At 59.8% G+C, this 23,246-nt stretch carries 21 protein-coding genes and 1 tRNA gene; 11 read left to right on the top strand and 11 right to left on the bottom strand.

Annotation, left to right across the window (positions count from 1 at the left end):
• The first annotated feature begins 86 nt into the window (after positions 1–86).
• Complete coding sequence (locus ACT3UA_RS14710; RefSeq protein WP_096283536.1) at positions 87–1,415, top strand: MFS transporter; 1,329 nt, start codon at positions 87–89, stop codon at positions 1,413–1,415.
• 66 nt (positions 1,416–1,481) lie between these two features.
• A complete protein-coding gene (locus tag ACT3UA_RS14705; protein ID WP_096283290.1) occupies positions 1,482–2,207 on the top strand; it encodes a VIT1/CCC1 transporter family protein in 726 nt (241 codons plus the stop codon).
• 100 nt (positions 2,208–2,307) lie between these two features.
• On the opposite strand, the gene dcd is transcribed toward ACT3UA_RS14705, so the two are convergent.
• Positions 2,308–2,889 carry a dCTP deaminase gene (dcd, locus tag ACT3UA_RS14700; RefSeq protein ID WP_096283289.1) on the bottom strand — a complete coding sequence of 194 codons (582 nt, stop codon included), beginning with the start codon at positions 2,887–2,889 and terminating at the stop codon, positions 2,308–2,310.
• Positions 2,890–2,990: 101 nt separating this feature from the next.
• Entirely contained in the window at positions 2,991–3,485 is a 495-nt protein-coding gene (locus ACT3UA_RS14695) for a hypothetical protein (RefSeq protein ID WP_096283288.1), read from the bottom strand.
• 242 nt (positions 3,486–3,727) lie between these two features.
• On the opposite strand from ACT3UA_RS14695, the gene ACT3UA_RS14690 reads away from it, so the two are divergent.
• A complete protein-coding gene (locus tag ACT3UA_RS14690; protein ID WP_096283287.1) occupies positions 3,728–4,591 on the top strand; it encodes a M15 family metallopeptidase in 864 nt (287 codons plus the stop codon).
• A 75-nt stretch (positions 4,592–4,666) separates the two neighbouring features.
• Here ACT3UA_RS14690 and ACT3UA_RS14685 read toward each other — a convergent pair whose 3' ends face one another.
• Positions 4,667–6,373 (bottom strand): fumarate hydratase, encoded by a 1,707-nt coding sequence (locus ACT3UA_RS14685; protein WP_096283286.1) that lies wholly within the window; start codon positions 6,371–6,373, stop codon positions 4,667–4,669.
• A gap of 111 nt (positions 6,374–6,484) precedes the next feature.
• On the opposite strand from ACT3UA_RS14685, the gene ACT3UA_RS14680 reads away from it, so the two are divergent.
• From ACT3UA_RS14680 to ACT3UA_RS14645, 8 genes are all read left to right on the top strand, one after another.
• Complete coding sequence (locus ACT3UA_RS14680; protein WP_176484064.1) at positions 6,485–6,970, top strand: SseB family protein; 486 nt, start codon at positions 6,485–6,487, stop codon at positions 6,968–6,970.
• Positions 6,971–7,074: 104 nt separating this feature from the next.
• A tRNA-Gly gene (locus tag ACT3UA_RS14675) sits at positions 7,075–7,145 on the top strand.
• Positions 7,146–7,229: 84 nt separating this feature from the next.
• Positions 7,230–8,159, top strand: coding sequence for an AEC family transporter (locus tag ACT3UA_RS14670; protein WP_105553283.1), 930 nt, complete (start codon positions 7,230–7,232; stop codon positions 8,157–8,159).
• A gap of 157 nt (positions 8,160–8,316) precedes the next feature.
• The gene (locus ACT3UA_RS14665; RefSeq protein ID WP_096283283.1) at positions 8,317–9,123 is read left to right on the top strand and encodes an amino acid ABC transporter substrate-binding protein; all 807 of its coding nucleotides are present in this window, start codon (positions 8,317–8,319) and stop codon (positions 9,121–9,123) included.
• Positions 9,124–9,212: 89 nt separating this feature from the next.
• On the top strand, positions 9,213–9,875 hold the full coding sequence (locus ACT3UA_RS14660) for an amino acid ABC transporter permease (RefSeq protein WP_096283282.1): 663 nt from the start codon (positions 9,213–9,215) through the stop codon (positions 9,873–9,875).
• Positions 9,865–10,635 carry an amino acid ABC transporter ATP-binding protein gene (locus ACT3UA_RS14655; protein WP_096283281.1) on the top strand — a complete coding sequence of 257 codons (771 nt, stop codon included), beginning with the start codon at positions 9,865–9,867 and terminating at the stop codon, positions 10,633–10,635. The genes ACT3UA_RS14660 and ACT3UA_RS14655 overlap by 11 nt, the downstream gene beginning before the upstream one ends.
• 63 nt (positions 10,636–10,698) lie before the next feature.
• Positions 10,699–12,402: a helicase HerA-like domain-containing protein gene (locus ACT3UA_RS14650; protein ID WP_444617095.1), complete on the top strand. Its 1,704-nt coding sequence runs from the start codon at positions 10,699–10,701 to the stop codon at positions 12,400–12,402.
• A gap of 40 nt (positions 12,403–12,442) precedes the next feature.
• Positions 12,443–13,444, top strand: a complete 1,002-nt coding sequence (locus ACT3UA_RS14645) for a hypothetical protein (RefSeq protein ID WP_096283279.1) — start codon at positions 12,443–12,445, stop codon at positions 13,442–13,444.
• 7 nt (positions 13,445–13,451) lie between these two features.
• On the opposite strand, the gene ACT3UA_RS14640 is transcribed toward ACT3UA_RS14645, so the two are convergent.
• From ACT3UA_RS14640 to ACT3UA_RS14605, 8 genes are all read right to left on the bottom strand, one after another.
• On the bottom strand, positions 13,452–14,705 hold the full coding sequence (locus tag ACT3UA_RS14640) for an MFS transporter (RefSeq protein WP_105553289.1): 1,254 nt from the start codon (positions 14,703–14,705) through the stop codon (positions 13,452–13,454).
• A gap of 174 nt (positions 14,706–14,879) precedes the next feature.
• Positions 14,880–16,796 carry an NHL domain-containing thioredoxin family protein gene (locus tag ACT3UA_RS14635; RefSeq protein ID WP_096283278.1) on the bottom strand — a complete coding sequence of 639 codons (1,917 nt, stop codon included), beginning with the start codon at positions 16,794–16,796 and terminating at the stop codon, positions 14,880–14,882.
• 105 nt (positions 16,797–16,901) lie between these two features.
• Positions 16,902–17,669 (bottom strand): hypothetical protein, encoded by a 768-nt coding sequence (locus tag ACT3UA_RS14630; protein ID WP_096283277.1) that lies wholly within the window; start codon positions 17,667–17,669, stop codon positions 16,902–16,904.
• Positions 17,659–19,773 (bottom strand): cytochrome c oxidase assembly protein, encoded by a 2,115-nt coding sequence (locus ACT3UA_RS14625; protein ID WP_444617092.1) that lies wholly within the window; start codon positions 19,771–19,773, stop codon positions 17,659–17,661. Before ACT3UA_RS14625 ends, ACT3UA_RS14630 begins: the two co-directional genes overlap by 11 nt.
• Positions 19,774–19,878: 105 nt before the next feature.
• Positions 19,879–21,102, bottom strand: coding sequence for a Dyp-type peroxidase (locus tag ACT3UA_RS14620; protein ID WP_444617090.1), 1,224 nt, complete (start codon positions 21,100–21,102; stop codon positions 19,879–19,881).
• Positions 21,103–21,651: a copper chaperone PCu(A)C gene (locus tag ACT3UA_RS14615; RefSeq protein ID WP_444617088.1), complete on the bottom strand. Its 549-nt coding sequence runs from the start codon at positions 21,649–21,651 to the stop codon at positions 21,103–21,105.
• A 159-nt stretch (positions 21,652–21,810) separates the two neighbouring features.
• Complete coding sequence (locus ACT3UA_RS14610; RefSeq protein ID WP_096283273.1) at positions 21,811–22,413, bottom strand: copper resistance CopC family protein; 603 nt, start codon at positions 22,411–22,413, stop codon at positions 21,811–21,813.
• 58 nt (positions 22,414–22,471) lie between these two features.
• A complete protein-coding gene (locus ACT3UA_RS14605; RefSeq protein WP_096283272.1) occupies positions 22,472–23,062 on the bottom strand; it encodes a hypothetical protein in 591 nt (196 codons plus the stop codon).
• Between the last annotated feature and the right edge of the window lie 184 nt (positions 23,063–23,246).

The following is a 23,246-nucleotide window of genomic DNA, read 5'->3' as shown; positions in this document are numbered from 1 at the left end:
CCGGAGAACAACATGATGAATTCCGACACTGGCATATGCATGTGCTAATTCATTTTCTGATCACCGCAAACCTGTACGATGCCCACATGGGATCGAATATTGAACCGGTGGTAGACCAACACGGTGGCAAGTGGCTCAATAAGTACACCTGGGCTTGGGCAAGTTGGGATTGGGGCCAGGCGGCGATCAACGCAGTGATGATCACCTTCGTGTTCACCGTGTATCTGACCAGTGAACTTTTCGGTGATACCGACCATTCATCGCTGGTCCTCTCGCAAGCCCTATCCATCGCAGGCTTGCTGATCGCCTTGCTCGTTCCGGTGACCGGGCTCCGGGCGGACGCCGCCGGGCGGCGCAAACTCTGGATCATCGTTAATACCTTGCTGCTTGTGCTGGTCTGCGCCGCCGGCTTCTTCGTTTACCCCGATCCGAACTACCTGCTCTTTGGTGTCGGGATCATTGCGGCCTTGTCGCTGTTCTCTGAATTCGCCGGGGTGAACTACAACGCGGTCCTGAACCAGATTTCCACGCGCGCCACCGTTGGCAAGGTCTCCGGCTTCGGCTGGGGCATGGGGTATGTCGGCGGAATTCTGGCGCTGGCCCTGGTGCTCTTCGGATTCGTCCAGCCAATCGTCGACTGGCCCGGAGCGAATACCGCCGACTCGCTGAACTTGCGGTGGGTCGCGGTGTTCAGCGCACTGTGGTGCCTGATCTTTGCGCTGCCGCTATTCTTCGTCATCCCCGAAAGCACCTCGACGGTGTCAACGAAGATTCCGTTGTCGCAGTCCTACAAGGTGTTGTGGGGCCGCATCGTGGGCCTGTGGCATGAAGACCGCAATCTGCTCTTCTTCCTAGGCTCCTCGGCCGTTTTCCGCGATGGGCTCAGCGCGATCTTTACCTTCGGCGGCGTGATTGCCGCCGGAACCTTCGGTTTTACGCTCACCGAGGTCATCATCTTCGCAATTGTGGGCAATATGGTCGCCGCGCTCGGCGCGGTAATAGGCGGTCGCCTCGATGACGTGATTGGACCGAAGGCGGTAATCACCGGTTCGCTCATTGGCTTGCTGATTGCCGGGGCCGGGGTGTTCTTCTCCCCCGGTGCCTCAGGATTCTGGATCTTCGGACTGCTGCTCACCCTATTCGTGGGACCGGCCCAGTCGGCCTCGCGCTCCTACCTGTCCCGGATGATCCCCGAAGGGCGAGAGGGCGAACTTTTCGGTCTCTACGCGACCACCGGACGTGCGGTCTCCTTCCTTGCTCCGACGCTCTTTGGACTGTCCATTGCCCTTGCCACCCCCTTGGTGGAGAGCGGTCAGGCACAACGTTATGGAATCCTGGGAATTTTAGTGGTGCTTCTGCTAGGCCTGTTGTTGCTGCTGCCGATCCGCTCGCCTCACAAAACACCGGGCAGCTAGAAACGCGAATGCCGTAAATCTTCTCCTGCTGGCTAAGCCCGGTGCACTAGTGATTGACTGTCGCTCATGAACGCAGAAAATACCGAGCACGGTGTCGAGCCGCATGATTCGGGGGTGGCCGAACGGCTCAATTGGTTACGCGCGGGAGTCCTCGGGGCAAATGATGGAATCGTTTCGGTTGCCGCCGTGGTCGTCGGTGTTGCCGGTGCCACGACCGCCAACGCTCCGATCCTCACCGCCGGCGCCGCAGCCGTGATTGGTGGAGCCATCTCCATGGCTCTCGGTGAATATGTGTCGGTCGCCAGCGCCGCAGATTCTCAGCGGGCGCTGATCGAGAAGGAGCAGGCCGAACTGCGCGACACGCCCCAAGCCGAGCTCGAAGAGCTGACCCAGCTCTACCGGGACAAGGGGCTGAGCGCCCGCACCGCGGCACAGGTTGCCGTTGAGCTGACCGAGCACGATGTGCTCAGAGCCCATTTGGATGCCGAATTGAATCTTGATCCGGATGAGGTGCTCAGTCCGTGGCACGCGGCCATCGCCTCGGCTATTGCTTTCCTCAGCGGTGCGGTCCTGCCTTTTGCCACCGCCGTCCTGCTGCCTGGGCCACTGAAGATTCCGGTGACCTTTGCCGCGGTGTTGCTCGCGCTGGCGGTCACCGGCATCTTAGGTGCCAAGCTCGGTGGCGCACCGGTGCTACGCCCAACGCTGCGCGTGCTGATCGGTGGGGCCACGGCATTGGTCGTCACCTTCGCCATCGGCTCTTGGCTCGGCGGAAGCGCCCTGATGCTTTAAATGGCGATGGTGTGGTTGCTCCTTAGCGCTAAGGAGCAACCACACCTCGAAGGCCTATCCGGGCAGCCTGCCCTAGAACAGCGCGCGGGGAACTCGGGACTTATTCTTCGATAGTGGTGCGGTGGAAATTCAGGTGGCTACGTGAAGCGGTCGGCCCGCGCTGCCCCTGGTAGCGATTCCCGTATGGACCCGAGCCGTAGGGGTGTTCGGTATCCGAAGTCAGCTTGAAGAAGCACAGCTGCCCGATCTTCGATCCCGGCCAAAGCTTGATCGGCAGTGTTGCCATATTCGACAGCTCTAGGGTTACGTGACCGGAGAAACCCGGATCGATAAATCCCGCGGTTGAGTGCGTCAGCAGACCCAGGCGGCCCAAGGAGCTCTTGCCTTCGAGCCGCGCAGCAACTCCATGGCCAAGAGTCACCGCCTCATAGGTGGATCCCAGCACGAATTCTCCCGGGTGCAAGATGAAGGGTTCGTCCGGGGCGACCTCAACAAGCCGGGTCAGCTCATTCTGATCCTGTTCCGGATCGATATGAGCGTACTTGTGATTATCAAAGAGCCTAAAGAATCTGTCCAAGCGCACATCAACCGATGCGGGCTGCACCATCTCAGGGTCAAACGGCTCTAAGCCAATTTCACCGGATACAATTTCTCGACGAATATCACGATCTGAATACAACACGTAACTAAATTTATCCTGTTCATCCCTGTAAGTCGCAGTAGGAAACCCAAAAAGTAGCGTTTTTAGGGCAAACTATTCCCGAATCTGCTGAATCGCTCACCCTAGGCGCGCGTTTGAACGATATTCGCGTAGGGTAGCTGGCCATAGTGCGCAAGGAACTTCGCTTGATAGTTGGCCAGAGCCTGGTTCAGGTCTTCGGCTGGTAGTTCCTTCCAGGCAATGATGAGCTTCCCGGAGCCCGCAAGTTGCCAGAGCAAACGGCTGTCCCAGTGCCCCGGGGGTTTGCCCGCCCCAAAATCGATGATCTCTTTCAGTTGTATGCGGAGGCCGCGATTTCCTTGGCTGCCCGGGCTGGCCTTTCCGATATACAAGATGTCCGCCTCCTGGACCCAGCGGGCTTTCAAGTCTTCAATCGGCAGCGAAGGGTTTTTCTTCTTGAATATTCCGGCGCCGCTGCGCGCCAGGAAACGCGGTTCGAAATCCGCGGGGCGCAAGACCGCAAAGATGCCCTGACGCTGTGGCACACGGTTCGTCTCCAGCGCCTTAAAGGGCCGAAAACCGGTGAACCCATCGGCCTTGAGTTCGTTCTTATTCAACTAGATCGAGTTCCTTGCATGATTGGGGCTAGGTGCGGATCTTATGCGCGAAGCAAGACTCTTGATTCGTCTCCTTGATGCTACCGGTCATTCTCGCGGACACTGTGCTGTGCACCGGGTGAACCCGGTGACATCGAAACATGTGGTTCTGCTCAAATTCCCATAGTTTATAGAGGATTTGAGGCTATCGTGGTCTAGGGACTTGTGTCCCATTCGCCGATCCACAACAGAAGGTACGTTTCATGCGCTTGGCTTCAGCAGTCACTAGTGCCGTTTTGGCGGGCGTTGTTGTGCTCTCTGGCAGCGTGGCAGCTCATGCGGCTCCCGAAGCGCTGCCAGTAGTCGAGGCTGGAGAGTTTACCGATGCCGCAAGCTTCCTCGCGTTGATCAATCCCGACACCCAGCTCTCCCCTGCCGATTACACGCCAAAGAAGCTGGTGGATGTCGCGGGAACTTCCCATAAGCTGCGCCCCGAAGCGGCCGAGGCCGTTGAGGCTTTGATTGCCGGGGCACGCAAGTCCGGTCACCCCATCAAGCTTTTGAGCGCCTACCGATCCTATGGACGCCAAGCGGTGCTCTTCAACCAGTACCAGGCCAAATACGGTACGGCCTATGCCGAACGCATTTCTGCACGCCCAGGAACCAGCGAGCACCAGCTTGGCTTGGCCGCAGATGTTGGAAGCATCGGCGGCAGCACCGATCTCAAAGAATCTTTCGGCCTAACGAACGCCGGCATGTGGGTTGCCGAGCATGCGGTGGACTACGGATTGATCATTCGCTATCCGGAAGGCATGGAAGAGATCACCGGCTATAAGTACGAGCCATGGCATGTGCGTTATATCGGCAAGGAGCACGCCGCGGCCATGAAGGAATCGAAGGCCGAAACCTTCGAGGAGTATCACGAATTCCTGCACGACGCGAAAGCAGCGGCAAGCGAAGAGGCTGGCGAGAAAACCGTGGAAAACGCGGCAACCGTCGAAGAAGATTCCGCTCCGCCGGCTTCCAAGAAGAAGGACGAATCAGGTCCGGTCAAGGACGACGACCTGCTGGTGCTTCGTTTCCTTCCCCCGTATCGCGACTGGGGTTTCGGTTTCACCGAAAAGTAGTTCAATACCCATATGTTAAATGCTTGGGGGCTCACCATTCGGTGAGCCCCCAAGCATTTAAGCCACGTTCGCGTACTATTTGGCGCGAACCGGAATGCCGGTGAAGGTCGGCTTCATGGTCGCTTCAAAGAAGTCATTGCCCTTGTCATCGACAACGATGAACGCCGGGAAATCTTCGACGTCGATCTTCCAGATAGCTTCCATGCCAAGCTCCTCATATTCGACGACCTCGACCTTCTTGATGCAGTCCTGCGCCAAGCGGGCGGCCGGGCCGCCGATCGAACCGAGGTAGAACCCGCCGTGGGTGTTGCAGGCCTCGGTGACCTGGCCGGAGCGGTTGCCCTTGGCCAGCATGACCATCGAGCCGCCGGCTGCCTGGAACTGATCCACGTAGGAGTCCATGCGACCGGCGGTCGTTGGGCCGAAGGAACCCGAGGGCATGCCCTCGGGAGTCTTCGCCGGACCCGCGTAGTAGACCGGGTGGTCCTTCAGGTACTGCGGCATCTCTTCGCCGGCGTCCAGCCGTTCCTTGATCTTGGCGTGCGCGATATCGCGAGCCACGACCAGCGGACCGTTCAGCGACAGTCGGGTCTTGACCGGGTATTTGGACAGTTCGGCCAGGATCTCATCCATGGGCTTGTTCAGGTCGATTTTGACCACGGAGGATCCGCCGGTGCCGGAGACCCCAGCGGTTTCGTCGTCGTGCGCGGCGATCGCCGGGTGGTTCTCATCTGGCATGAAGCGCGCCGGATCGGTTTCCAGCTGCTCGACGAACAGTCCGTCGGCGGTGACCTTCGCCATCATCTGGCGGTCGGCGGAGCAGGATACCGCGATAGCCACCGGCAGCGAGGCACCGTGGCGTGGCAGGCGCACCACGCGCACGTCGTGGCAGAAGTACTTGCCGCCGAACTGGGCGCCGATGCCGAAGTGGCGGGTCAGCTCCAGCACCTTGTCTTCAAGCTCCGTATCGCGGAATCCGCGTCCGGTCATGGCACCCTCGGTGGGCAGCGAATCAAGGTATTTGGCCGACCCGTATTTGGCGGTCTTCAAGGCCATCTCGGCGCTGGTTCCACCGATGACGATGGACAGGTGGTACGGCGGGCAAGCGGCCGTTCCCAGCGAACGCAACTTCTCATCCAGGAACCGCAGCATCGCATTCTCGTTGAGGATCGCCTTGGTCTCCTGGTACAGGAAGGACTTGTTGGCGGAGCCGCCGCCCTTGGCCATGAACAGGAACTTGTAGTCGGTGTCGTGGCAGGCCTTGGTGTCTGCGTACAGGTCAATCTGCGCGGGCAGGTTGTTGCCGGTGGCCTTCTCTTCCCAGGTGGTGATCGGGGCGAGCTGCGAGTAGCGCAGGTTCAGCCGGGTGTACGCGTTGTAGATGCCGCGCGATAGCGAAATCTCGTCCTGCTCTTCGGTCAGCACACGCTGGCCGCGCTTACCCATGACGATTGCCGTTCCGGTGTCCTGGCACATGGGCAGGATGCCGCCGGCGGCGATATTTGCGTTCTTCAGCAGATCCAGTGCCACGAACTTGTCGTTCGGGCTGGCATCGTCATCGTCGAGGATGTTGCGCAGCTGCTGCAGGTGGGCCGGACGCAGGTAGTGCGAGATATCGTGCAGTGCGGTTTCGGCCAGCTGTTCCAGTGCCTCGGGGGCTACCTGCAGGAAGTTCTTGCCGTCCGGTCCGGCGACAACTTTGACGCCCTCGGAGGAAATCTTGCGGTATGGGGTCTGATCCTCGCCAATTGGCAGAAGATCTTCATAGCGAAATTCAGGCATGCTCAGTCCTTGGAAATGATGATGATTGCTCTTCAACTATTTTAGGCCTTTGCGCCGATTTTCCTCATTCGGCGTTTGCACCTGCGGGTTTGGCGCGACATGCTTGAGTACATGAGCTCCGATAACAGCAACGCCCCGCGGGACGGACGCAATCCCGACGAACAGCCGAATATGGTCGTCGAAACGCCAATGGACAAGGAACGCGAACGTCCCAAAACGCACTTCGAGATGATGTTGCAGGCCGGACTTAACAAACCCGAACTTTCCGGATCCGTGATCAGCGCCTTCATGACCGCCGAGGTTTACTTCCTCTCACGCGAAGAGGTGACCGAGGACAACAAGAATGCGCAGCCGATGCTGCTCACCAACCCGGCAGGGGCCGCAATGGTCGCGCTGTTTACCGGATTGGATCGTATCCCTGGCTCCTACATCGACATGGCCCCCTATGGAGTTAAGGTGCAGGGTGCCACGATTGTGCGCGCGTTGGAAGGAACCGGTTTCGTGGTGAATCCGGGAGATGAACTGAGCTTTGAAGTTCCAGCGGATGGAGTGGCCATCCTGAAGGAAGAACTGCTCAAGGAAAAACGGGCCGAGTGAGATCGGGTCAAAATTCGGACATCTCGGTTCGCAGATTTCTGACCTGCGATTTCGTAGGATAAGCTGGACTTCGCCCGGGCCGCCATTAGGCCGCCCGGAGCATTGCGGGCGTAGCTCAATGGTAGAGCGCTAGCTTCCCAAGCTCGATACGCGGGTTCGATTCCCGTCGCCCGCTCGCATTATGCCGAACGTCGGGACACCTCAGGTGTCCCGACGTTTTGCGTTGGCATCCCGCGCCTTATCGAACCGAGGAGTTTCCATGACCGGTGTGCTGTCAGGATTCTCAATCATCTGGATAGTGATCTTGGTGGGTTATCTGGTGGGTCGCACCGGAGTGCTGGGCGAACAGGGACGCCATGTGCTGAGCCGGCTGACGTTTTTCGTCGCCAGTCCGGCGCTGTTGTTTGTCACCTTGGCCGAGTCGGAACCGGTGGCCGTACTGGGGCCGCTGATGTGGGTTGCCGCGATCTCTGCCGGTTTGACGGCTCTGGCTTACCATCTGGTGACCTATAAGTGGCTCAAACGCGAACCGGCCGAACGAATCGTGGCGGCCATGTCGGCCTCCACGGTGAACTCCGCGAATCTTGGCCTGCCCATCGCCTTGTACGTGCTGGGCGACGTGTCTCATGCGGCGCCCATCATCCTGTTTCAGCTGGCTCTCTACCAGCCGATCAATCTGGCCATGCTAGATGCTACGACCAGCACACATCGCACTACCCCGATAGCCTTGGTGGTTGCCACTGCGAAGAACCCGATGATTATCGGTTCGATGCTGGGACTAGTGGTGGCGCTGACGGGATTCGAGGTTCCCGAATTGGTCTTGGCGCCCATCGAACTAATTTCCGGTGCGTCGATTCCAGCCATGCTGATGGCATTCGGCATCTCCCTGGTCGGTTCCAAACCCTTGGAAAAGAAGTCCGGACGCCGGGCAGATGTATTGCTGGGTTCGGTTGCGAAGCTATTCCTGCAGCCACTGCTCGCATGGTTGGCCGCCGCCTACCTCTTTGGCCTTTCCGGTGGGATGCTGGTCGCGGCGGTCATTATGGCCGGGCTACCCACCGCACAGAATATTTTTGTCACCGCGCAACGCTACGAGCGTGGTGTGACGGTCGCCAAGGATACGGTGTTAATCACCACTATCTGCGCCGTCCCCATGATGATGATTCTGGCATTGCTCCTCGGGCTTTAGCGGAAGATTCCGTGAAGGATGATCGATTACAGAAGAAGATATATGACATGTCAGTTGCTTCATAGGTTTATTCACGGAAATCTTACGGAATACCCGGTAAGTCAGCACCGTTGATTTGGGTAGAGAACACCTCGTCACCTCGAAATGTTAGGTCATCATGAAGCGCACAGCTCCCCTTCTGGCAATTACGGCAGTACTCGCACTGGCACTGAGTGCATGCGGTGCCTCAAGTACAGACTCCGCCAGCTCCCCCGCCGCGGATGAAAACCTGCTGCAGCATGTGAAAAACAGCGGCGTGCTGACCGTGGGCACCGAAGGCACCTACCGTCCCTTCTCCTTCCACGAAGGCGATCAGCTGACCGGTTTTGATGTTGAAGTCATTGAGGCAGTCGGCGATCAGCTCGGCGTAGAGGTCGAGTTCCAAGAAACCCAGTGGGATGGCATTTTCGCCGGTCTGGAAGCCGGACGATTTGACGTCATCGCCAACCAGGTCAACGTAACCCCGGAACGGGTTGAGAAATACCTGCTTTCCGAGCCATACAACTTCTCCAGCGGTGTCATCGTCACCAAAAGCGAGAACACCGACATCACTTCCTTCGATTCGCTGGACGGTAAAACCACTGCGCAGTCGCTGACCAGTAGCTTCCACGATGATGCCAAGGATGCGGGCGCCAAGATCCAGGCGGTCGAGGGTTGGGCCCAGGCCGTCACGCTGCTCAAGCAGGGCCGGGTTGATGCCACGGTCAACGACAAACTCACCTTCCTGGATTCGCAGACGACCAACCCGGATGACAGCATCAAGATCGCTGCCGAGTCCGAGGAGAAGTCCGAGACCGTCGTCGCCTTGAAGAAGGACCAGACCGAACTTCGCGATGCCATCAACACCGCATTGGAGGAATTGTCGGCTGACGGGACCCTCACCAAGATCTCCGAAAAGTACTTCGGCGAAGACATCACCAAGTAACTAGCCTCGATCGTCGCACCTCGACACGTAAGCTGGCCCAAGGACCCACTTTGGGCCAGTGTCCGCTGTCTAGGACGGGAAGAGAACAAATGGATTCACTCTGGCAGCTAGCCTTGGATTCGCTGTGGCCGATGGTCAGCGGCGCATTAATGGCCACCATTCCCCTGACCTTGATCAGTTTCAGCCTGGGCTTGGCGTTGGCGTTGATGGTCGCGCTGATGCGGATCAGCGCGAACAAGCTGGTCTCCGGAATTGCCCGTGGTTATATTTCGATCATCCGCGGCACCCCGTTATTGGTCCAATTGTTCGTGATCTTCTATGGCTTGCCCTCCTTGGGAGTCACCATTGATCCTTGGCCTTCGGCCATTTTGGCATTCACCCTCAACGTCGGAGGCTATGCCGCGGAAATCATCCGCGCCGCAATCCTGTCGGTGCCTGGTGGGCAGTGGGAGGCCGGTTACACCATTGGGATGTCCCGTACGCGCACCCTGTATCGGCTCATCTTGCCGCAGGCGACGCGTGTGGCAGTACCGCCGCTGTCGAACACCTTCATTTCGCTGGTTAAAGACACTTCGTTGGCATCGATGATTCTGGTGACCGAGATGTTCCGGCGCGCCCAGGAAATCGCCGCTACCACCTATGAATTCATGCTGCTATATCTCGAAGCGGCAGCCATCTATTGGGTCATTTGCCTGATCCTTTCGGCAATCCAGGACCGCATGGAAAGCAGGCTTGAAAAGTATGTCGCCTAGGAATACCACCCCCTTGCTCAACGTCACCGGGCTGCACAAGGCATTCGGCAGCAATCAGGTTCTGCGCGGCATAGATTTTACTGTGCATTCCGGTGAGGTTGTAGCACTCATTGGACCGTCTGGTTCGGGCAAAACTACCGCACTGCGTTGCTTAAACGGCCTGGAAAATCCGGATCAAGGAGTCGTAGCATTTGCCGGTGGCCCCGAGGTGCATTTTGTCCCTGGGCTGCCGACCAAGAAAGCCCAGGTGCTCCGCGATCGCTCAGCGATGGTTTTTCAAGGTCACCACTTGTTCCCCCATCTCACGGTGCTGCAAAATGTGACCATTGGCCCCTTGCAGGTGCAGCGCCGGCCCCGCGAAGAGGTGATGGCTAGAGCCAATGAACTGTTGGAGCGCGTCGGACTTTCACAGAAGGCCGCGGCTTATCCTTCTTCGCTCTCCGGCGGTCAGCAGCAGCGCGTGGGCATCGTACGGGCGCTGATGCTGCAGCCGGACCTGCTGCTCTTTGACGAGCCAACCAGCGCCCTGGATCCGGAACTTGTCGGCGAGGTGCTGACCGTGATCAAGGAGTTGGCTCAGGAGGGCTGGTCAATGGTGCTAGTCACCCACGAGCTGGCTTTTGCCCGTGATGTGGCCGATACCGTGGTGTTCATGGATGGTGGAGTTGTGGTCGAACACGGGCCGGCCGCCCAGGTTCTCGGTAATCCCTCGCATCATCGCACCAAGGCCTTTATGCAGCGGCTTTTGCATCCCTTCTAAGTCTTCTACGAATTTTTACGTGCCGTTCTCCCGATAGCTTCACGCGATGCGTAGGCTATGTGCATGGTTGAAAGTACCTCGCAGGAGATCATCACGCAGCTTCGAGCTGGTTACGCCTTCGACGGCGCAGGCTTGGAGCTTGGCGCTGCAATTGTCGCTGGAACGCCGGAGCCTGAGGCACAAGTTCGTGTTCCCTTACGAATGCTGAACCGCCATGGCATCATTGCCGGCGCTACGGGCACAGGCAAGACCGTCACCCTGCAGGTGATGGCCGAGCAGCTCAGCGCTCAGGGCGTGCCGGTTTTCTTAGCCGATATCAAAGGCGACCTGGGCGGTCTGGCCCAGCAGGGAGAGCCCAGCGACAAACTCACCGCACGCCTTTCAGGTATTGGCCACGAGTTCACCGCACGAGCGAACCCGGTGGAATTCTTGACCCTTGGCGAGGGCACCGACGGGCTTTCGGTGCGTGCCACCATTGATTCTTTCGGCCCGATCCTGCTTGCACGCGTTTTGGAACTCAATGAGACGCAGGAGGAGTGCCTCCAGTTGGTTTTCCACTACGCCGACCAGCGTGAGCTGCCCATGGACGATCTCAAGGATCTCAAAGCGGTCTTTAATTTCTTGCTCAGCGATGACGGCAAGCAGGACCTCGAAGGTCTCGGCGGAGTTCCCGCCGCAACGGCCGCAGTCATCTTGCGCGGACTGACCATCATGCAGTCACAGGGCCTGGATAAATTCTTCGGCCAGCCCGAATTCGATACCGATGACTTTCTGCGTTTCGACGAGGCCGGGAACGGCATCATCAGCTGCCTGGAACTGCCCTCGCTGAATCGCCAGCCGCTGCTGTTCTCCACCTTCATGATGTGGTTGCTTGCCGATCTCTTTGATGACTTGCCAGAAGCCGGCGATCTGGATAAGCCAAAGCTCGTCTTCTTCCTCGACGAGGCGCACCTGCTGTTCAAAGACGCTTCCAAGGCCTTCATCGATGCGATCATTTCGACCGTCCGCCTCATTCGCTCCAAGGGTGTTGGCCTATTCTTTGTCACGCAATCGCCCGCGGATCTGCCCGACGAGGTCCTCGGACAGCTCGGCAACCGGATACAGCATGCCGTCCGCGTCTTCACGCCCAAGGACGGTGAAGCACTCAAGGCGATTATCAAGACTTTCCCTGCTGGTCCCCTGGACCTGCGCCAGGCTCTCACCCAGGCCGGTGTTGGCGAAGCGGTCATTACCGTGCTCAATGAACGCGGTGCGCCGACGCCGGTGGCTTGGACCAAGCTCACCTCGCCGGGCTCACACATCGGTCCTCCGTCCCCGGAAACCCAGGCTTCGCTGATCCAGGCTTCTGAGCTGGCAGCAAAATACGCCACGGCGGTCGATAGGCGTTCGGCCATGGAGATGCTCAATGGCCAACCGGCGGCCGCAGAGTCGGCACCCCCGGCTGCGGCGCCAGGTTCCGGATCATCGGACGCGCAAGATGTCGATGCCGAAGCACGCCGGATCGCAGATTCAATTCTTGGCAAGCCCACTTCGGTACCGCCCAGTTCGCAGAGCCCGGCGGAACAGCCACCGGTTGAATCCACGCCGCCGTCTTCGTCACGTACAAAATCACCGTCGTCATCCTCCGCGCCCCCACAGCGCCCCAACGATTCTTCAAACAATCAAGTCAACCCGCTGATGGACTTCGCAATGGACGCGGCGAAAATGGTGGGGCGCGAAATGCTCCGCGGAATGTTCGGCACAAAACGCCGACGCCGCCGCCGTTGAGTTACAACCTCTGAACGGAAACCCGCTAGCCTGATTAATAATGAAATCTCGTATCTCCGTGCCGCGCCTCGCCCTGCGCTGGGCAACTGCGGCCATCATCATCGTTGCACTGGCGGTAACTAGCGCCCTCGTTGCCAACCGCACGCTGTTCTCAGCAGAGCACGCGGTCGAGTCGTTGCACAAGCATCTGCTTGCCGGTGAAGGCGCCGAGGCACTTGGCCTAATGGGTGCCCAAGTTCCCCAGGGCGACGCCGTGGCACTCGACGGTGAGGTGCTCAAACGCACCCAAGCGGGGATTACCGAATTCGACGCGCAGAAGGCCGATTCTTCCGAGAACGACCCGGATTTGCATACGGTCACCGCCAAGTACAAGGCCGACGGTGTCGAACAGGAATCCACCTATACCCTGCGCCGCACCGGCAAGTCCTGGCTGTTCTTCGACCAGTGGTCCTTTGAACCGGTGATGCTCCCTACGGTGCGGGTCAAGGCCAATACCGTCAACGAGGTCGCCGTCAATGATCAGAAGATCCCTCTGGTCAAGGGGGTGAGCACCCTGCCGGTGTTCTACCCCTCGATTACCGACGCGAGCTTCAGCACCAAGAACTTCGAGGCCGACACCCGTGGAGTCGTGGTGACCGGTCCTGCCAAGGAACCGGTGGAAATTTCCTTGAAGACGCAGCCGACCAAGGAATTTATTGCTCAGGTCAACTCCAAGGTACGCACCTACCTCAATGAATGCGCCGCGCAGCAGGTGCTGATGCCTTCGGGCTGCCCCTTCGCCTATCACACCCCCTCACGGGTGAACCCCGAGACCATCGAGTGGTCCATCGCGAAGTACCCGACCATTGAAGTCAATTATTACAATGGCGCGTGGGTGCTCAGCCCGTTGAAAGTGACCGCAAAATTGTCGTTGACCGAGCAGGATCTGCGTACCGGAACGCTGGAGAAGAAGACCGTGAATGAGCAGTTCTCCTTCACCGCCCAGCTGACCACCAGCACCTCCGAAGTCAGCGTGGTTCCGGTAGCAGGCACCGAGGAATAAGTCCGGATTAGCCTCGTCGTTTGCGAACCGGTACGAGTTCTCTGAACTGGGTGCGCAATGGCACCGCGTCGGGACGGAAGCGCTGCCAAACCAGCAGAGCGACGACGCTGACCAGCAGCGAAAGCACCGCGCCGAATGCCACTGCTGCGCGCACGCCCAGCAGCTCGGCGAGCCAACCCACCAGCGGGGCGCCTAGGGGCGTTCCGCCTTGCACCACCATCAGATAAAGCGCCAGAACTCTGGCCCGGTACTGTGGCGAGACGGAGGTCTGCACCATGGTGTTGCAGCTGTTGAGGAAGGTCAGCGCGCTCAACCCGACGAGGACCAGGCTCGCGGCGAAGAGCAGATAGTGCGGCATGAACGCCGAGAGCAATGCGGTCGCACCGAAGGCGATGCCGCCACCGATCACGAAACGCCAGCGTGGCCTCGAGCGGCGTGCCGCCAGCAAGGCGCCGGCGAAGGTGCCGACCGCCATAATGCTGCCCAGGATTCCGTATTCTGCGGCGCCCACCCCGAACACTTCGGCGGCCATCATCGCGTTGGTCATCTGGAAGTTCAGCCCGAAGGTGCCAATGACAAAAGCCATGGCAAAGATCAGCAGCAGGTCCTTACGGTTTTTAACGTAGCTGAATCCCTCACGCACCTGCCCCTTGGCGCGAGCCACGGGTTTGGACTGGCTCAGTTCGGAGACTTTCATGGTGCTCAGCGAGAACAGCACCGCCAAGAAAGACAAACCGTTGAGCAGGAAGGCCGGGCCGGTCCCGACCAAGGCGATCACCGCACCGGCGATGCCCGGTCCCGCGAGCCTGGCAAGGTTGAAGTTGGCGCTGTTCAACGCCACCGCGTTTGTCAGATGGGTGCCGGGCACAATCTCGGAGACGAATGCCTGACGGGCGGGGGCGTCAAAGGCCGATCCGATGCCTAGCAGGGTGGCCAGCACATAGACATGCCACAGCTGAACCGTTCCGGTGATGACCAAGGTGCCCAGCACCAGCGCGCAGAGGCCCATAAAGGTCTGGGTGGCGAGCAGGACCTTGCGTTTGTCATACCGATCGGCAACCAGGCCTGCGTAGGGCCCGAGGAGCAAGATGGGCAGGAACTGCAGGCCGGTGGTAATACCGGTGGCCACCCCGTCATGATCGGTCAGCTCGGTGAGCACCAGCCAGTCTTGGGCCACACGTTGCATCCAGGTGCCGATATTTGAAACGAGCGCACCGATAACCCATAAACGATAGTTCGGCACTTCCAGTGCCCGGAACATCTTATTTGCCACGAATTAATTAGCCGAACACCAGATGTTTCGACTCCTCCCGTCGGCATCCAGTCTAGCGACCGGGTACCGAAAAATTGGTGAGGTTTCCTCAATTTCCTGTCACTTAAATACTCGGGGCGCACCAAGTCATACTTGGCGCGCCCCGAGCTGAGTGCATGATTGCTAGTTCACGCCGCGCAGATCAAGCAATAATTCGTTATCGCCGCCGGCATCGAGTTCTACCGGGATGCCCCAATCCTGCTGGTACAGGTGGCACGCGGCATGATCTGGGATCTCGCCGCCGGGCTCGCCGTCGCAGGCCGCTGCACGTGCGGTGATATGCAGGACGCCGTCGGCAATTTCAGGGTTCAGCACCAAGGTGCGCGTCAGCCCCACCGAGGTACCGGAACCTTCGAGGATCAGCTCTTCGGGGCTGGCGGAGATCTTCAGCTGTGTCGGGTCGCCCCAACGGTCATCGAGCTTCTGGCCCTTCGGCGCCGCGAAACGCACCAGGATCTCGTGGTTCCCGGACTGCACCTTGGTCTTGGGACGCTGGGTCTGGCTCGCGCCCTCGTCTACCACTAGCGCCTCGGCAGGAACCGGGATGCGGATCAGCTGGTGGGTGTTGGTCTCCACAACCAGCAGCACCGGGGCCCCGTCGACCGAATCGTCCAGCAACACGTCTGCAGGTTCCTTCAGCCCCTTGGCCAAAGTCGAAACCATACCGGTCACCGGGTCGAACCGGCGCACCGCACCATTGTAGGAGTCGGCCACCGCAATCGAACCATCTGGCAATGCGGTCACGCCCAGCGGGTGCTGCAGGCGAGCCTGCTCGGCTTCGCCATCGCGGAAACCGAAGTCGAAGAGTCCCGCGCCAATCGCGGTGTGCACCGCGACAGCGTTGCCCTGCGCGTCGATTTCCAACCGGCGCAGGGCGCTGGTCTCCGAGTCGGCGATCCACACATCGTCATTCGTGTCCAAGGTCAAACCCGAGGACTGGGCAAACCACGCTTCGAGCGGCTTGCCGTCGGACAGGCCTTCCAGGCCGCTGCCGGCGAAGACATCAACCGCGCTGGTGACCGGGTCGAAGGAGAAGATCTGGTGCGTGCCGGCCATCGCGATGATGACCTTGCCCGAGGGGTGGTAGAGCACGTCCCAGGGCGAGGACAGCGAGATGTTCAACGCGTCGGTGCCAAGCTCGGTAGGCTGCTGCTCTTGGCGGGCGTTCTCCGCGTCCAAGAGGCGCTGCACTCCATTGCCTGCAACGGTTCCGACCGCCCCGGTGCTCAAATTGACCGAGCGCAGCCGGTGGTTGACGGTATCGGCGACGATCACGTCGTAGCCGACCTTCGCGGCGAGTTCCGCCGGCAGTATGGTCAGGCCCTGCAGTTCGTTGAACTGTGCGGTATCCGCATCGCCATCGGCATAGCCTTTGACCCCGGCGCCGATGGTGCGCACCACGGTGCTCAGGTCATTGCCCAGCTCCACGAGGCGGTGGTGTCCGGAATCGCCGACCAGGAAGTTCCCGTTCTCCAAGGCGATTGCCTTGCCCGGAAAACGCAGATCCCCTTCGCGGGCCTCGGGCGCCACGTAGGGTCCGTCGCCGCGGTGCAGGGTTCCCTTGGCCTCATGCTCTGCCACGAGTTCGTCGACCAGAGAGCCCAGCCCCTGGGCATGGCCCTCCCCGGAAAGGTGCGCCACGATGTAGCCCTCGGGATCGAGCACCACCAGCGTCGGCCAGGCGCGAGCGCCGTAGGCCTGCCAGGTGACAAGCTCTGGATCGTCAAGCACCGGGTGGTGGATTTCGTAGCGTTCCACCGCGGCGGCGAGCGCCTCCGGGTCTGCCTCGTGCTCAAACTTTGGCGAGTGCACGCCTACGGTGACTAGGACATCGGAGTACTCCGCTTCCAACGGACGCAGCTCGTCCAGCACATGCAGGCAGTTGATGCAGCAGAAGGTCCAAAAATCCAGAAGGACAATCTTGCCGCGCAGGGCTTCGAGATTCAGTTGTTCTCCGCCGGTATTCAGCCAGTTGCGGCCCACCAGTTCGCTGGCCCTGACCTTGTAGTTTGCGCGTACCGAGTCGGAAGTTGCACTCATGATTGTCCTTTCAAGGCGACTTCACTATCTAGATGCGACAGTGAGATTTCAATTATCTGCCACTAGCCCTGCACCGCAGAACAGTATGAAGCGATGCTAAGCCGTTTAGAGCTGGGCGGTCGCGGTGTCCATGATGGTCTTGGCTACGTCGTTGAATTCTTGCTCGGCCAGCGAAGCGGTGGACATGAATGAAACCATCACCACATAGTCTCCCTTGCTCTGCAATAGCACCAGCGATTCGCGGGCGTTCGCGGAATCTCCGGTGCGTGTGTAGTACAACTGAGACTCAACCTCGGATATTCCGGGGCTGGAGAACTTCAGCGTCTCGGTGTATTCCGGTCCATTGAGTTTCACGCTCTCGCATTCGGTGCGGATCTCCAACACGGTGCGGTAGTGATCCTCCAGCTTCTCGCGGTTCTTCACCTCGGCGACTTCGATGGATCCGGCAATGTTCTGCGCCTCATTGGTGAAGTCGGTGCGCGCAACCTCGGTGCCCAACTGCGCCGGGGACCAGTTCAGCTCTTCGACCGGTTCCGAGCACTGCGCGGGCAGCACGACCACACCCTTCAGCGTGTCGGTCGGGGCGACCGCGAGGCCCTTGAGCTCTTCCGCGGTGATCTGACGTGAGTTCGGGAAACCCAGGGTCGCTGCCATCACCGCACCGGTGGAGGCAACCACCTGCGCCTTAGTCAGTTCGGCTTCCGCGGAGTCCGATGGTGCTGGATCCTTGGCGGATTCGCTCGGTTGCTCGGTGGCTTTTTGGTGCGTGAGGTCATCAGGCATTTCGGTGCCCGTTTCCTGAGCCGAGCAGGAGGAAAATAGCAGTGCCCCGGCCAGCATTCCGGCGGTCAGCTTCCATACCTTAGCGGCCACGATATTCTCCCTTTGCATCTTGCTGCTTCATCTTCGCAAACATCTCGTTGTACGCTGCCAGTTCGGCATCTCCGTCACGGTCAGCCTGGCGGTCATATCGTTTGGTGTCCTTCTTATCTTGGCGCAGCCAGGAAACCACCACGAGCATGGCCAAAACTAAGGTTGGCACCTCTCCAATGGCCCACATCGCCCCGGCGCCCACCACTTGATCCTCCATCGCGGTGCCACCCCAGGTACGCCCCATATTGCCGTACCAATCCGGAGCCAGCAGGTTTTCGTTGCCCATCAGCGCCACTCCGAAGAAGGCATGGAAGGCGACGGTGGCTAGGAGCACGATCAGTCGCATCGGGTACGGGTAGCGCTTGGGGATCGGGTCCGCGTCGACCAGCGACAGCGCGAAGATATAGCCGGTGAGCAGGAAATGCACGTTCATCAGTTCGTGCCCCGCGTGGTACCTCATCGCGATTTCCAGGATCGGGGTGAAGTAGAAAACGACAATCGAACCGGCGAACATCACCGCGGCGAAGATCGGATGGGTGACCACAGCCGAATACTTCGAGTGCACCGCCCACAAGATCCATTCGCGGGGTCCACGCGTTCCATCGGTTCGTGAACCAAGCACCTGCAGGGCCAGGGTGATCGGGGTTCCGAGCACCAGGAAGATCGGCGCGATCATGGTCAGCGACATGTGGTCGACCATATGGACCGAGAACTGCACCTTGCCATAGACGGCCAGCGCACCACTGGTGATGTAGAACAGCACCACCAAGCCGATGATCCAGCTGAACAGCCGCGGGAAGCTTGGCTTATCTCCGCGGCGACGCAGGATGATAAACGCCCAGAGGTAGAAGGCCAGCAGGAAGAAGCACGCCGCAACCCACAGCCAATCCAGGCGCCAGACGGTGAACCAGCTGGCAGTGGTCGGCGGCGCTGGAAGTTCATAGCCGGTCAGCAGACGCGCGGGGGTGGCCTCCACCGGGGGCTGGTCATCGGTGGGCGGAGCGGTCCGTGCCAGCACCGTAGCCAGCGACATCGTGGCGCCCATCAGGATGAATTCGGCCAGCACCACACGCCAAGCCGCATTGAGTGCCGTGAGTTTCCCGGCCAGCAGTTGCGGAATGACGTTTCGGCGGTGCATGAAGCCTAGGAAACCAAGTGCCAGAGTCAAGCCCACCTTGGCGATCACCACGAGCCCGTAGCTCGAAAGCCATTGGTCCGGCTCGGTGATGCGGATCGTTGCAGAGGCCAGACCGGATCCCGCCATCAAGACAATGGCGACCGTTGCCAAGGCGGAGAAACGCCTGAGCACCAGCCCGGCAAGCACCGGACGGGTTTCGAAGCGTCCGGGGGCGGCAGAAGTCAGCGTCGGCGACAGCAAGGCCAGCACCACGATGCCACCGAACCAGATGACCACAGCAAGCAGGTGCAGGGCAATGGAATTCACCGCGCCGTAGTGGTCATCTCCGCCGGCGGCGTGGCCGATAAATGCCATGGGGACAATGCCGAAGAGCGAGAACACCGCGGCCAGCCCCACCCCGGTGTGCGAACGAATTGCCAGGGCCAGGGAACTGGTGATCGCCGCGATGACGATCATCCAAGCCCAGGCCCGGCCGGTGGCCAACTGCAGAATGTAGTCAAGAATTGCTGCGGTATAGCTCGCGTCGAGGTTCATCGGCACACCGGCAAGGTCCCAGAAGGTCAGCAGCAGCACGGTAGCGGCCGCGAGGGTCCACACCACACCAGCGCCGGCGGCAATGTTCATCGCGCGGTTGAAAGCCGGATGGCTCTGGCCCACTTCTACTCGCACGTCGTCGACGCTGGGGCGCCGGATCTTGGTGCTGCGGGGAAGTATGACCGCGGCAAAGATGAGCGCGGCGATAGTGATTGCCATGGAGCTGTGGTGGATCGCTCGGGAGATGGGCAACGCCCAACGCACGAAGGCCCCGGGGTCTGCGAGCTCGCTGGGAGCGGCGATTCCGGTGAATAGCGCCGCACCGAGGAAGACCAGCGCCATAACCGGGATTGCCGGTAGCAGATATCGCGATATGGAGGGTTGCTGCGGTGCCGACCTGGTCGCCGGTGGCTTTGGAGTTTGAGTGGCCATAACCTCTCCATCATCTCACTTGCATTTACCCGGCTTTGAATCGGGTAGTGGTTTTGGGCCGGTGAGGCGGTGCATCTCACACCGCCTCACCGCTTGGTAGTGCTCCTACTGCTCAATTTGGGAGAATAGGCCTTCCCCCAAATATTTGCCTTCCGCGACCCCGGGGAGGATTGCGTACAACGCCGAGCCCACGTGGGTAATCCATTCACTGAGCGCATCGACTTGCGCCAGGCGGTGTTGGACCGGCACAAAACTGCGCCTCGGGTCGCGCTGGTACGAAGCGAATAACAACCCCGAGCTCTGAGTCTCGTGGTAGTTATAGCCGCGGCGCCACAGTACCTCATCAGCCGTTTCCGGTTTCGCTCTGGCCACGTGGGCATGAGCCGCAACAGCAGGCAAACCCATGCCGTCGACCGCTTGCAGATCCACCGGATCCGTTGGCTTCGTCCCGGATAGCGGAGAGCCGTCGCTTTGCCGTCGCCCCAGAGCGAAGTCGCGACCGGCCCGATCCACCTCGTCCCACTCGTCCAGATTCATTTCGATCCGGCGAAGCACCAAGGTGGTGCCGCCGGCGATCCAGCTCGGCTCCTGGGCATCGCCAAACACCGCTAATTCGCGCGCCTCCCCGGTGGGATTGTTGATCCCGTCGAGCTGTCCGAACAGGTTACGGAATCCCTGGCCTTGGCGTAAGGGGTGAGCCGCGTGCATGAAACCGCGTTGGGCAAAGGCGGGTTCGGTAATTCCACGTAGATTCTTACGCAGTGCACGTACCGCATGGTGCAGCACGGTCGGATCTTGAGCACAGCATTGAATGAGCAGATCGCTCTGGCCGTAGCGCGCGTCGAGTTTCTCTCCCGCGAAGGCCGGAAGCTTTCCCAAGACCGCGGAGTCATGCCCGAGAAGATCCAAGATGCTTTGGCCGATTCCCACCGTCACGGTCAAATCGGTTGCCGCATGCGACATTTCCGGTTCGGTATCCGCAAGCACTCCCCTACCTGACATCAGCCGCTGGGCGTCCGCGGTCAGCATTTTGAGGATCGAACGAATCCGTTCGATCCGCTCGGAGCGGTCCAGCCCGTCAAGGTGCATGTTGAATCCGAGGAATTCCGCATGAGCCTGCGGTTCCGTGAGGATACCCGCTTGATATTTACCGTGGAAAGGTTGGAATCGCGGGTTGTGCGCAGCGTCGGTTGCCTTTGGCTCGGCACCACCGTTCTCGGCGGCGGTAGCGCGCCCAGCGCCGAAGCCCGCAAAGACGCCGCCAATGGCTGCGGCGGCCGAACCACCGAGTACTACGCGCCTAGTCGGTTGGACATTAGCCGCTCCCATCTAGTGGCCCTCGTGTTCAGCATGCTCTTCGGACGACCCGTGGTAGCTTTCGTTGGCGCCGCTGAAGTTGCGTATCGGGAACTGCACTTCAGCGCTGGAGCCATCGCTGAAGTTCAGTTCCAGCGTGGAGGTTTGCGAGGCAATCAGCTCGGTCTTCAAATCCATGTACATGAAGTGCGTGCCGCCGGGAGCCAAAACCACTTCTTCGGCTGGCTTGATGAGCAATGCACCTTCGTGCTGCGCCATCCGCGCTTCGGCGCCTTGGTCCTGCGTGTCATGGATTTCTATCACCGTGCCGTGAGTTTTATCGGTGACAGACTCCAGTTCCAGCGTTGAGTCGCCTTCGTTGCGCAATTCGCCGAACGCGGCGCTCATGCCATACTCGGCGGCTTTAGCCCAGGTCTCGTTCGTTCGCAGATTTTCTGCCTGGGTGTCCGGCACCTGCTCGGTGGAGCTTTGTGGTGCTGTGCTCGCGGGTTCTTGAGCGCAACCGGTCAGCAGTAACGTGGTGGCCGCGGCAAGAGCGGCGGTGAGCTTGAAATACTTCATTGGTGTGTCAGCTTTCGCTAGCTCGCAAGGCTTGATCCAGCAGGGTCGGCGAATCGGGCGCGCAAATGCGCGCGATCGGTCAGCCGGTATTACTCTGGCTCACCTCGCCTTGCGAAGATCTCATAAAGGTGGATGCTGTTGCGCGTGGGGCGCTGCGGCCTACTTATTCTGGCGAGTGAATTTCACCAGTACCGCAATGGCAGCACCGAGGATCACCACACCAAGCACGACCCAAATAATCGGGTTCACCTGTGAGCCGAGTTCCTGAATCGGCTCAGGCTGCTGGTCTGCGGGTTCCGATTCCACCGGCGCGTTGTTTGCTGAGGCGCTAGCGGTCTCGCTGGCTTCCGCTGCCACGTCTACGGTGAAGGAGATGCTGTCCTCGATTGGATGTCCGTCAGAGGAGGCGACACGGTAGGTCAACGTGTACGCTCCCGAGCTCAGATTCGTCTCTGGTACCACTGTGACGTTGGTGCCCTCGGTCGTAGCTTCGCTGGCGATCTTTGTCCCGTCCTCGGAGCTCAAGGCCACCACGCTGGTTTCCGCTCCAGCAAGCTGCTGCAATACTCCGGAGAATTCCAAGTCGATTTCTTCCGGTGATTCGGTCACTGTCGAACCGCTGGCAGGATCCGAGGAGATCAATTGGTCGTGGGCCGAAGCGGCGCTAATGCTGCTGAACACGGCAAAGAATGCCACGAGCATGGCGGCCGAAAGTCGCACGAGGTGCGTGCGGGATGACTGCTGGCTTGTAAGGTTTTTCAAGATTTTTCCTTCCAATGATCGGTGCACCTCGGTGCACGATCGAAGCGTATTGATTCGTTTAGGCGAAGAGGGTCAACACGTTGGAAGGTGGCCCGCGTCGGGCGGGAAGCCGGAGCAGGACAGAGATTTGGTTCAGTACCGGTTCGATGAATGTCGCTGGTGCCTGCGGAAATTCTGGAACGAGCCTTCGGGCGCGGGCCAGAATGTGGCGCACCGTGCTCAACGTCAGCAGGCCACCAATGATCGCCAAGAGCTGTTCGCCGGTATGCAATACGACAATGCTGGTCACCGCCGCCAAGATGTGGGCGTAGAGCATCGAATCGGACTGCACGGCACCGTACTGTGATGCGATATTTCCTGTCAGCTCAGCACCGTGATGGTGCCCGGCATGTTGTTGAGTCATCGGCAATGCGGCCGGCGCATGGTGAGTCATGACGGACAGAGCCAGGTGATAGAGCCCTTGGCTGAGCAGCACTACGATGCTGGTAGCTGGCAAACTGAATTTCTTGCCAAGCATGGAGGTAGCGATGACCGCCGAGACGCAGGTAATCAAAACCATCACCACGAGCGAGGCTCGCGTTGGCGCACTGTGTGCGTGCGCAGCGAATGCCGTCCAGGTGCACAGGCTCGCAGCTAGCCAACCGCGCATTACGCGAGTGGCGCCGAAGTCCTTGAGCACGAAGAGCTACCGTTCAGTTGGAGTATTTGACCCTGCAGATCGATTCTACGCTAGGTAGAACAATGTCCCAAAGGGGTTGGTGTCATTCACCGTTAAAGAATGCGAGGACCCGATTCTTTGAAGAGAATCGGGCCCTCGGCAAAAGTCTGGGGAC

Origin of the sequence: Glutamicibacter sp. 363, assembly GCF_052379505.1 — a bacterium.
In the GTDB taxonomy this organism is placed as follows: Bacteria; Actinomycetota; Actinomycetes; order Actinomycetales; family Micrococcaceae; genus Glutamicibacter.
The sequence above is the reverse complement of the archived record's forward strand: the minus strand, read 5'-3'. Positions and strand labels throughout refer to the sequence as shown.

Coding starts and splice junctions, on each gene's coding strand:
- ACT3UA_RS14710 (WP_096283536.1), top strand. CDS start 87: ATGGGATCGAATATTGAACCGGTGGTAGACCAACACGGTGGCAAGTGG.
- ACT3UA_RS14705 (WP_096283290.1), top strand. CDS start 1,482: ATGAACGCAGAAAATACCGAGCACGGTGTCGAGCCGCATGATTCGGGG.
- ACT3UA_RS14690 (WP_096283287.1), top strand. CDS start 3,728: ATGCGCTTGGCTTCAGCAGTCACTAGTGCCGTTTTGGCGGGCGTTGTT.
- ACT3UA_RS14685 (WP_096283286.1), bottom strand. CDS start 6,373: ATGCCTGAATTTCGCTATGAAGATCTTCTGCCAATTGGCGAGGATCAG.
- ACT3UA_RS14680 (WP_176484064.1), top strand. CDS start 6,485: ATGAGCTCCGATAACAGCAACGCCCCGCGGGACGGACGCAATCCCGAC.
- ACT3UA_RS14670 (WP_105553283.1), top strand. CDS start 7,230: ATGACCGGTGTGCTGTCAGGATTCTCAATCATCTGGATAGTGATCTTG.
- ACT3UA_RS14665 (WP_096283283.1), top strand. CDS start 8,317: ATGAAGCGCACAGCTCCCCTTCTGGCAATTACGGCAGTACTCGCACTG.
- ACT3UA_RS14660 (WP_096283282.1), top strand. CDS start 9,213: ATGGATTCACTCTGGCAGCTAGCCTTGGATTCGCTGTGGCCGATGGTC.
- ACT3UA_RS14655 (WP_096283281.1), top strand. CDS start 9,865: ATGTCGCCTAGGAATACCACCCCCTTGCTCAACGTCACCGGGCTGCAC.
- ACT3UA_RS14650 (WP_444617095.1), top strand. CDS start 10,699: ATGGTTGAAAGTACCTCGCAGGAGATCATCACGCAGCTTCGAGCTGGT.
- ACT3UA_RS14645 (WP_096283279.1), top strand. CDS start 12,443: ATGAAATCTCGTATCTCCGTGCCGCGCCTCGCCCTGCGCTGGGCAACT.
- ACT3UA_RS14640 (WP_105553289.1), bottom strand. CDS start 14,705: ATGTTCCGGGCACTGGAAGTGCCGAACTATCGTTTATGGGTTATCGGT.
- ACT3UA_RS14635 (WP_096283278.1), bottom strand. CDS start 16,796: ATGAGTGCAACTTCCGACTCGGTACGCGCAAACTACAAGGTCAGGGCC.
- ACT3UA_RS14625 (WP_444617092.1), bottom strand. CDS start 19,773: ATGGCCACTCAAACTCCAAAGCCACCGGCGACCAGGTCGGCACCGCAG.
- ACT3UA_RS14620 (WP_444617090.1), bottom strand. CDS start 21,102: ATGGGAGCGGCTAATGTCCAACCGACTAGGCGCGTAGTACTCGGTGGT.
- ACT3UA_RS14615 (WP_444617088.1), bottom strand. CDS start 21,651: ATGAAGTATTTCAAGCTCACCGCCGCTCTTGCCGCGGCCACCACGTTA.
- ACT3UA_RS14605 (WP_096283272.1), bottom strand. CDS start 23,062: ATGCGCGGTTGGCTAGCTGCGAGCCTGTGCACCTGGACGGCATTCGCT.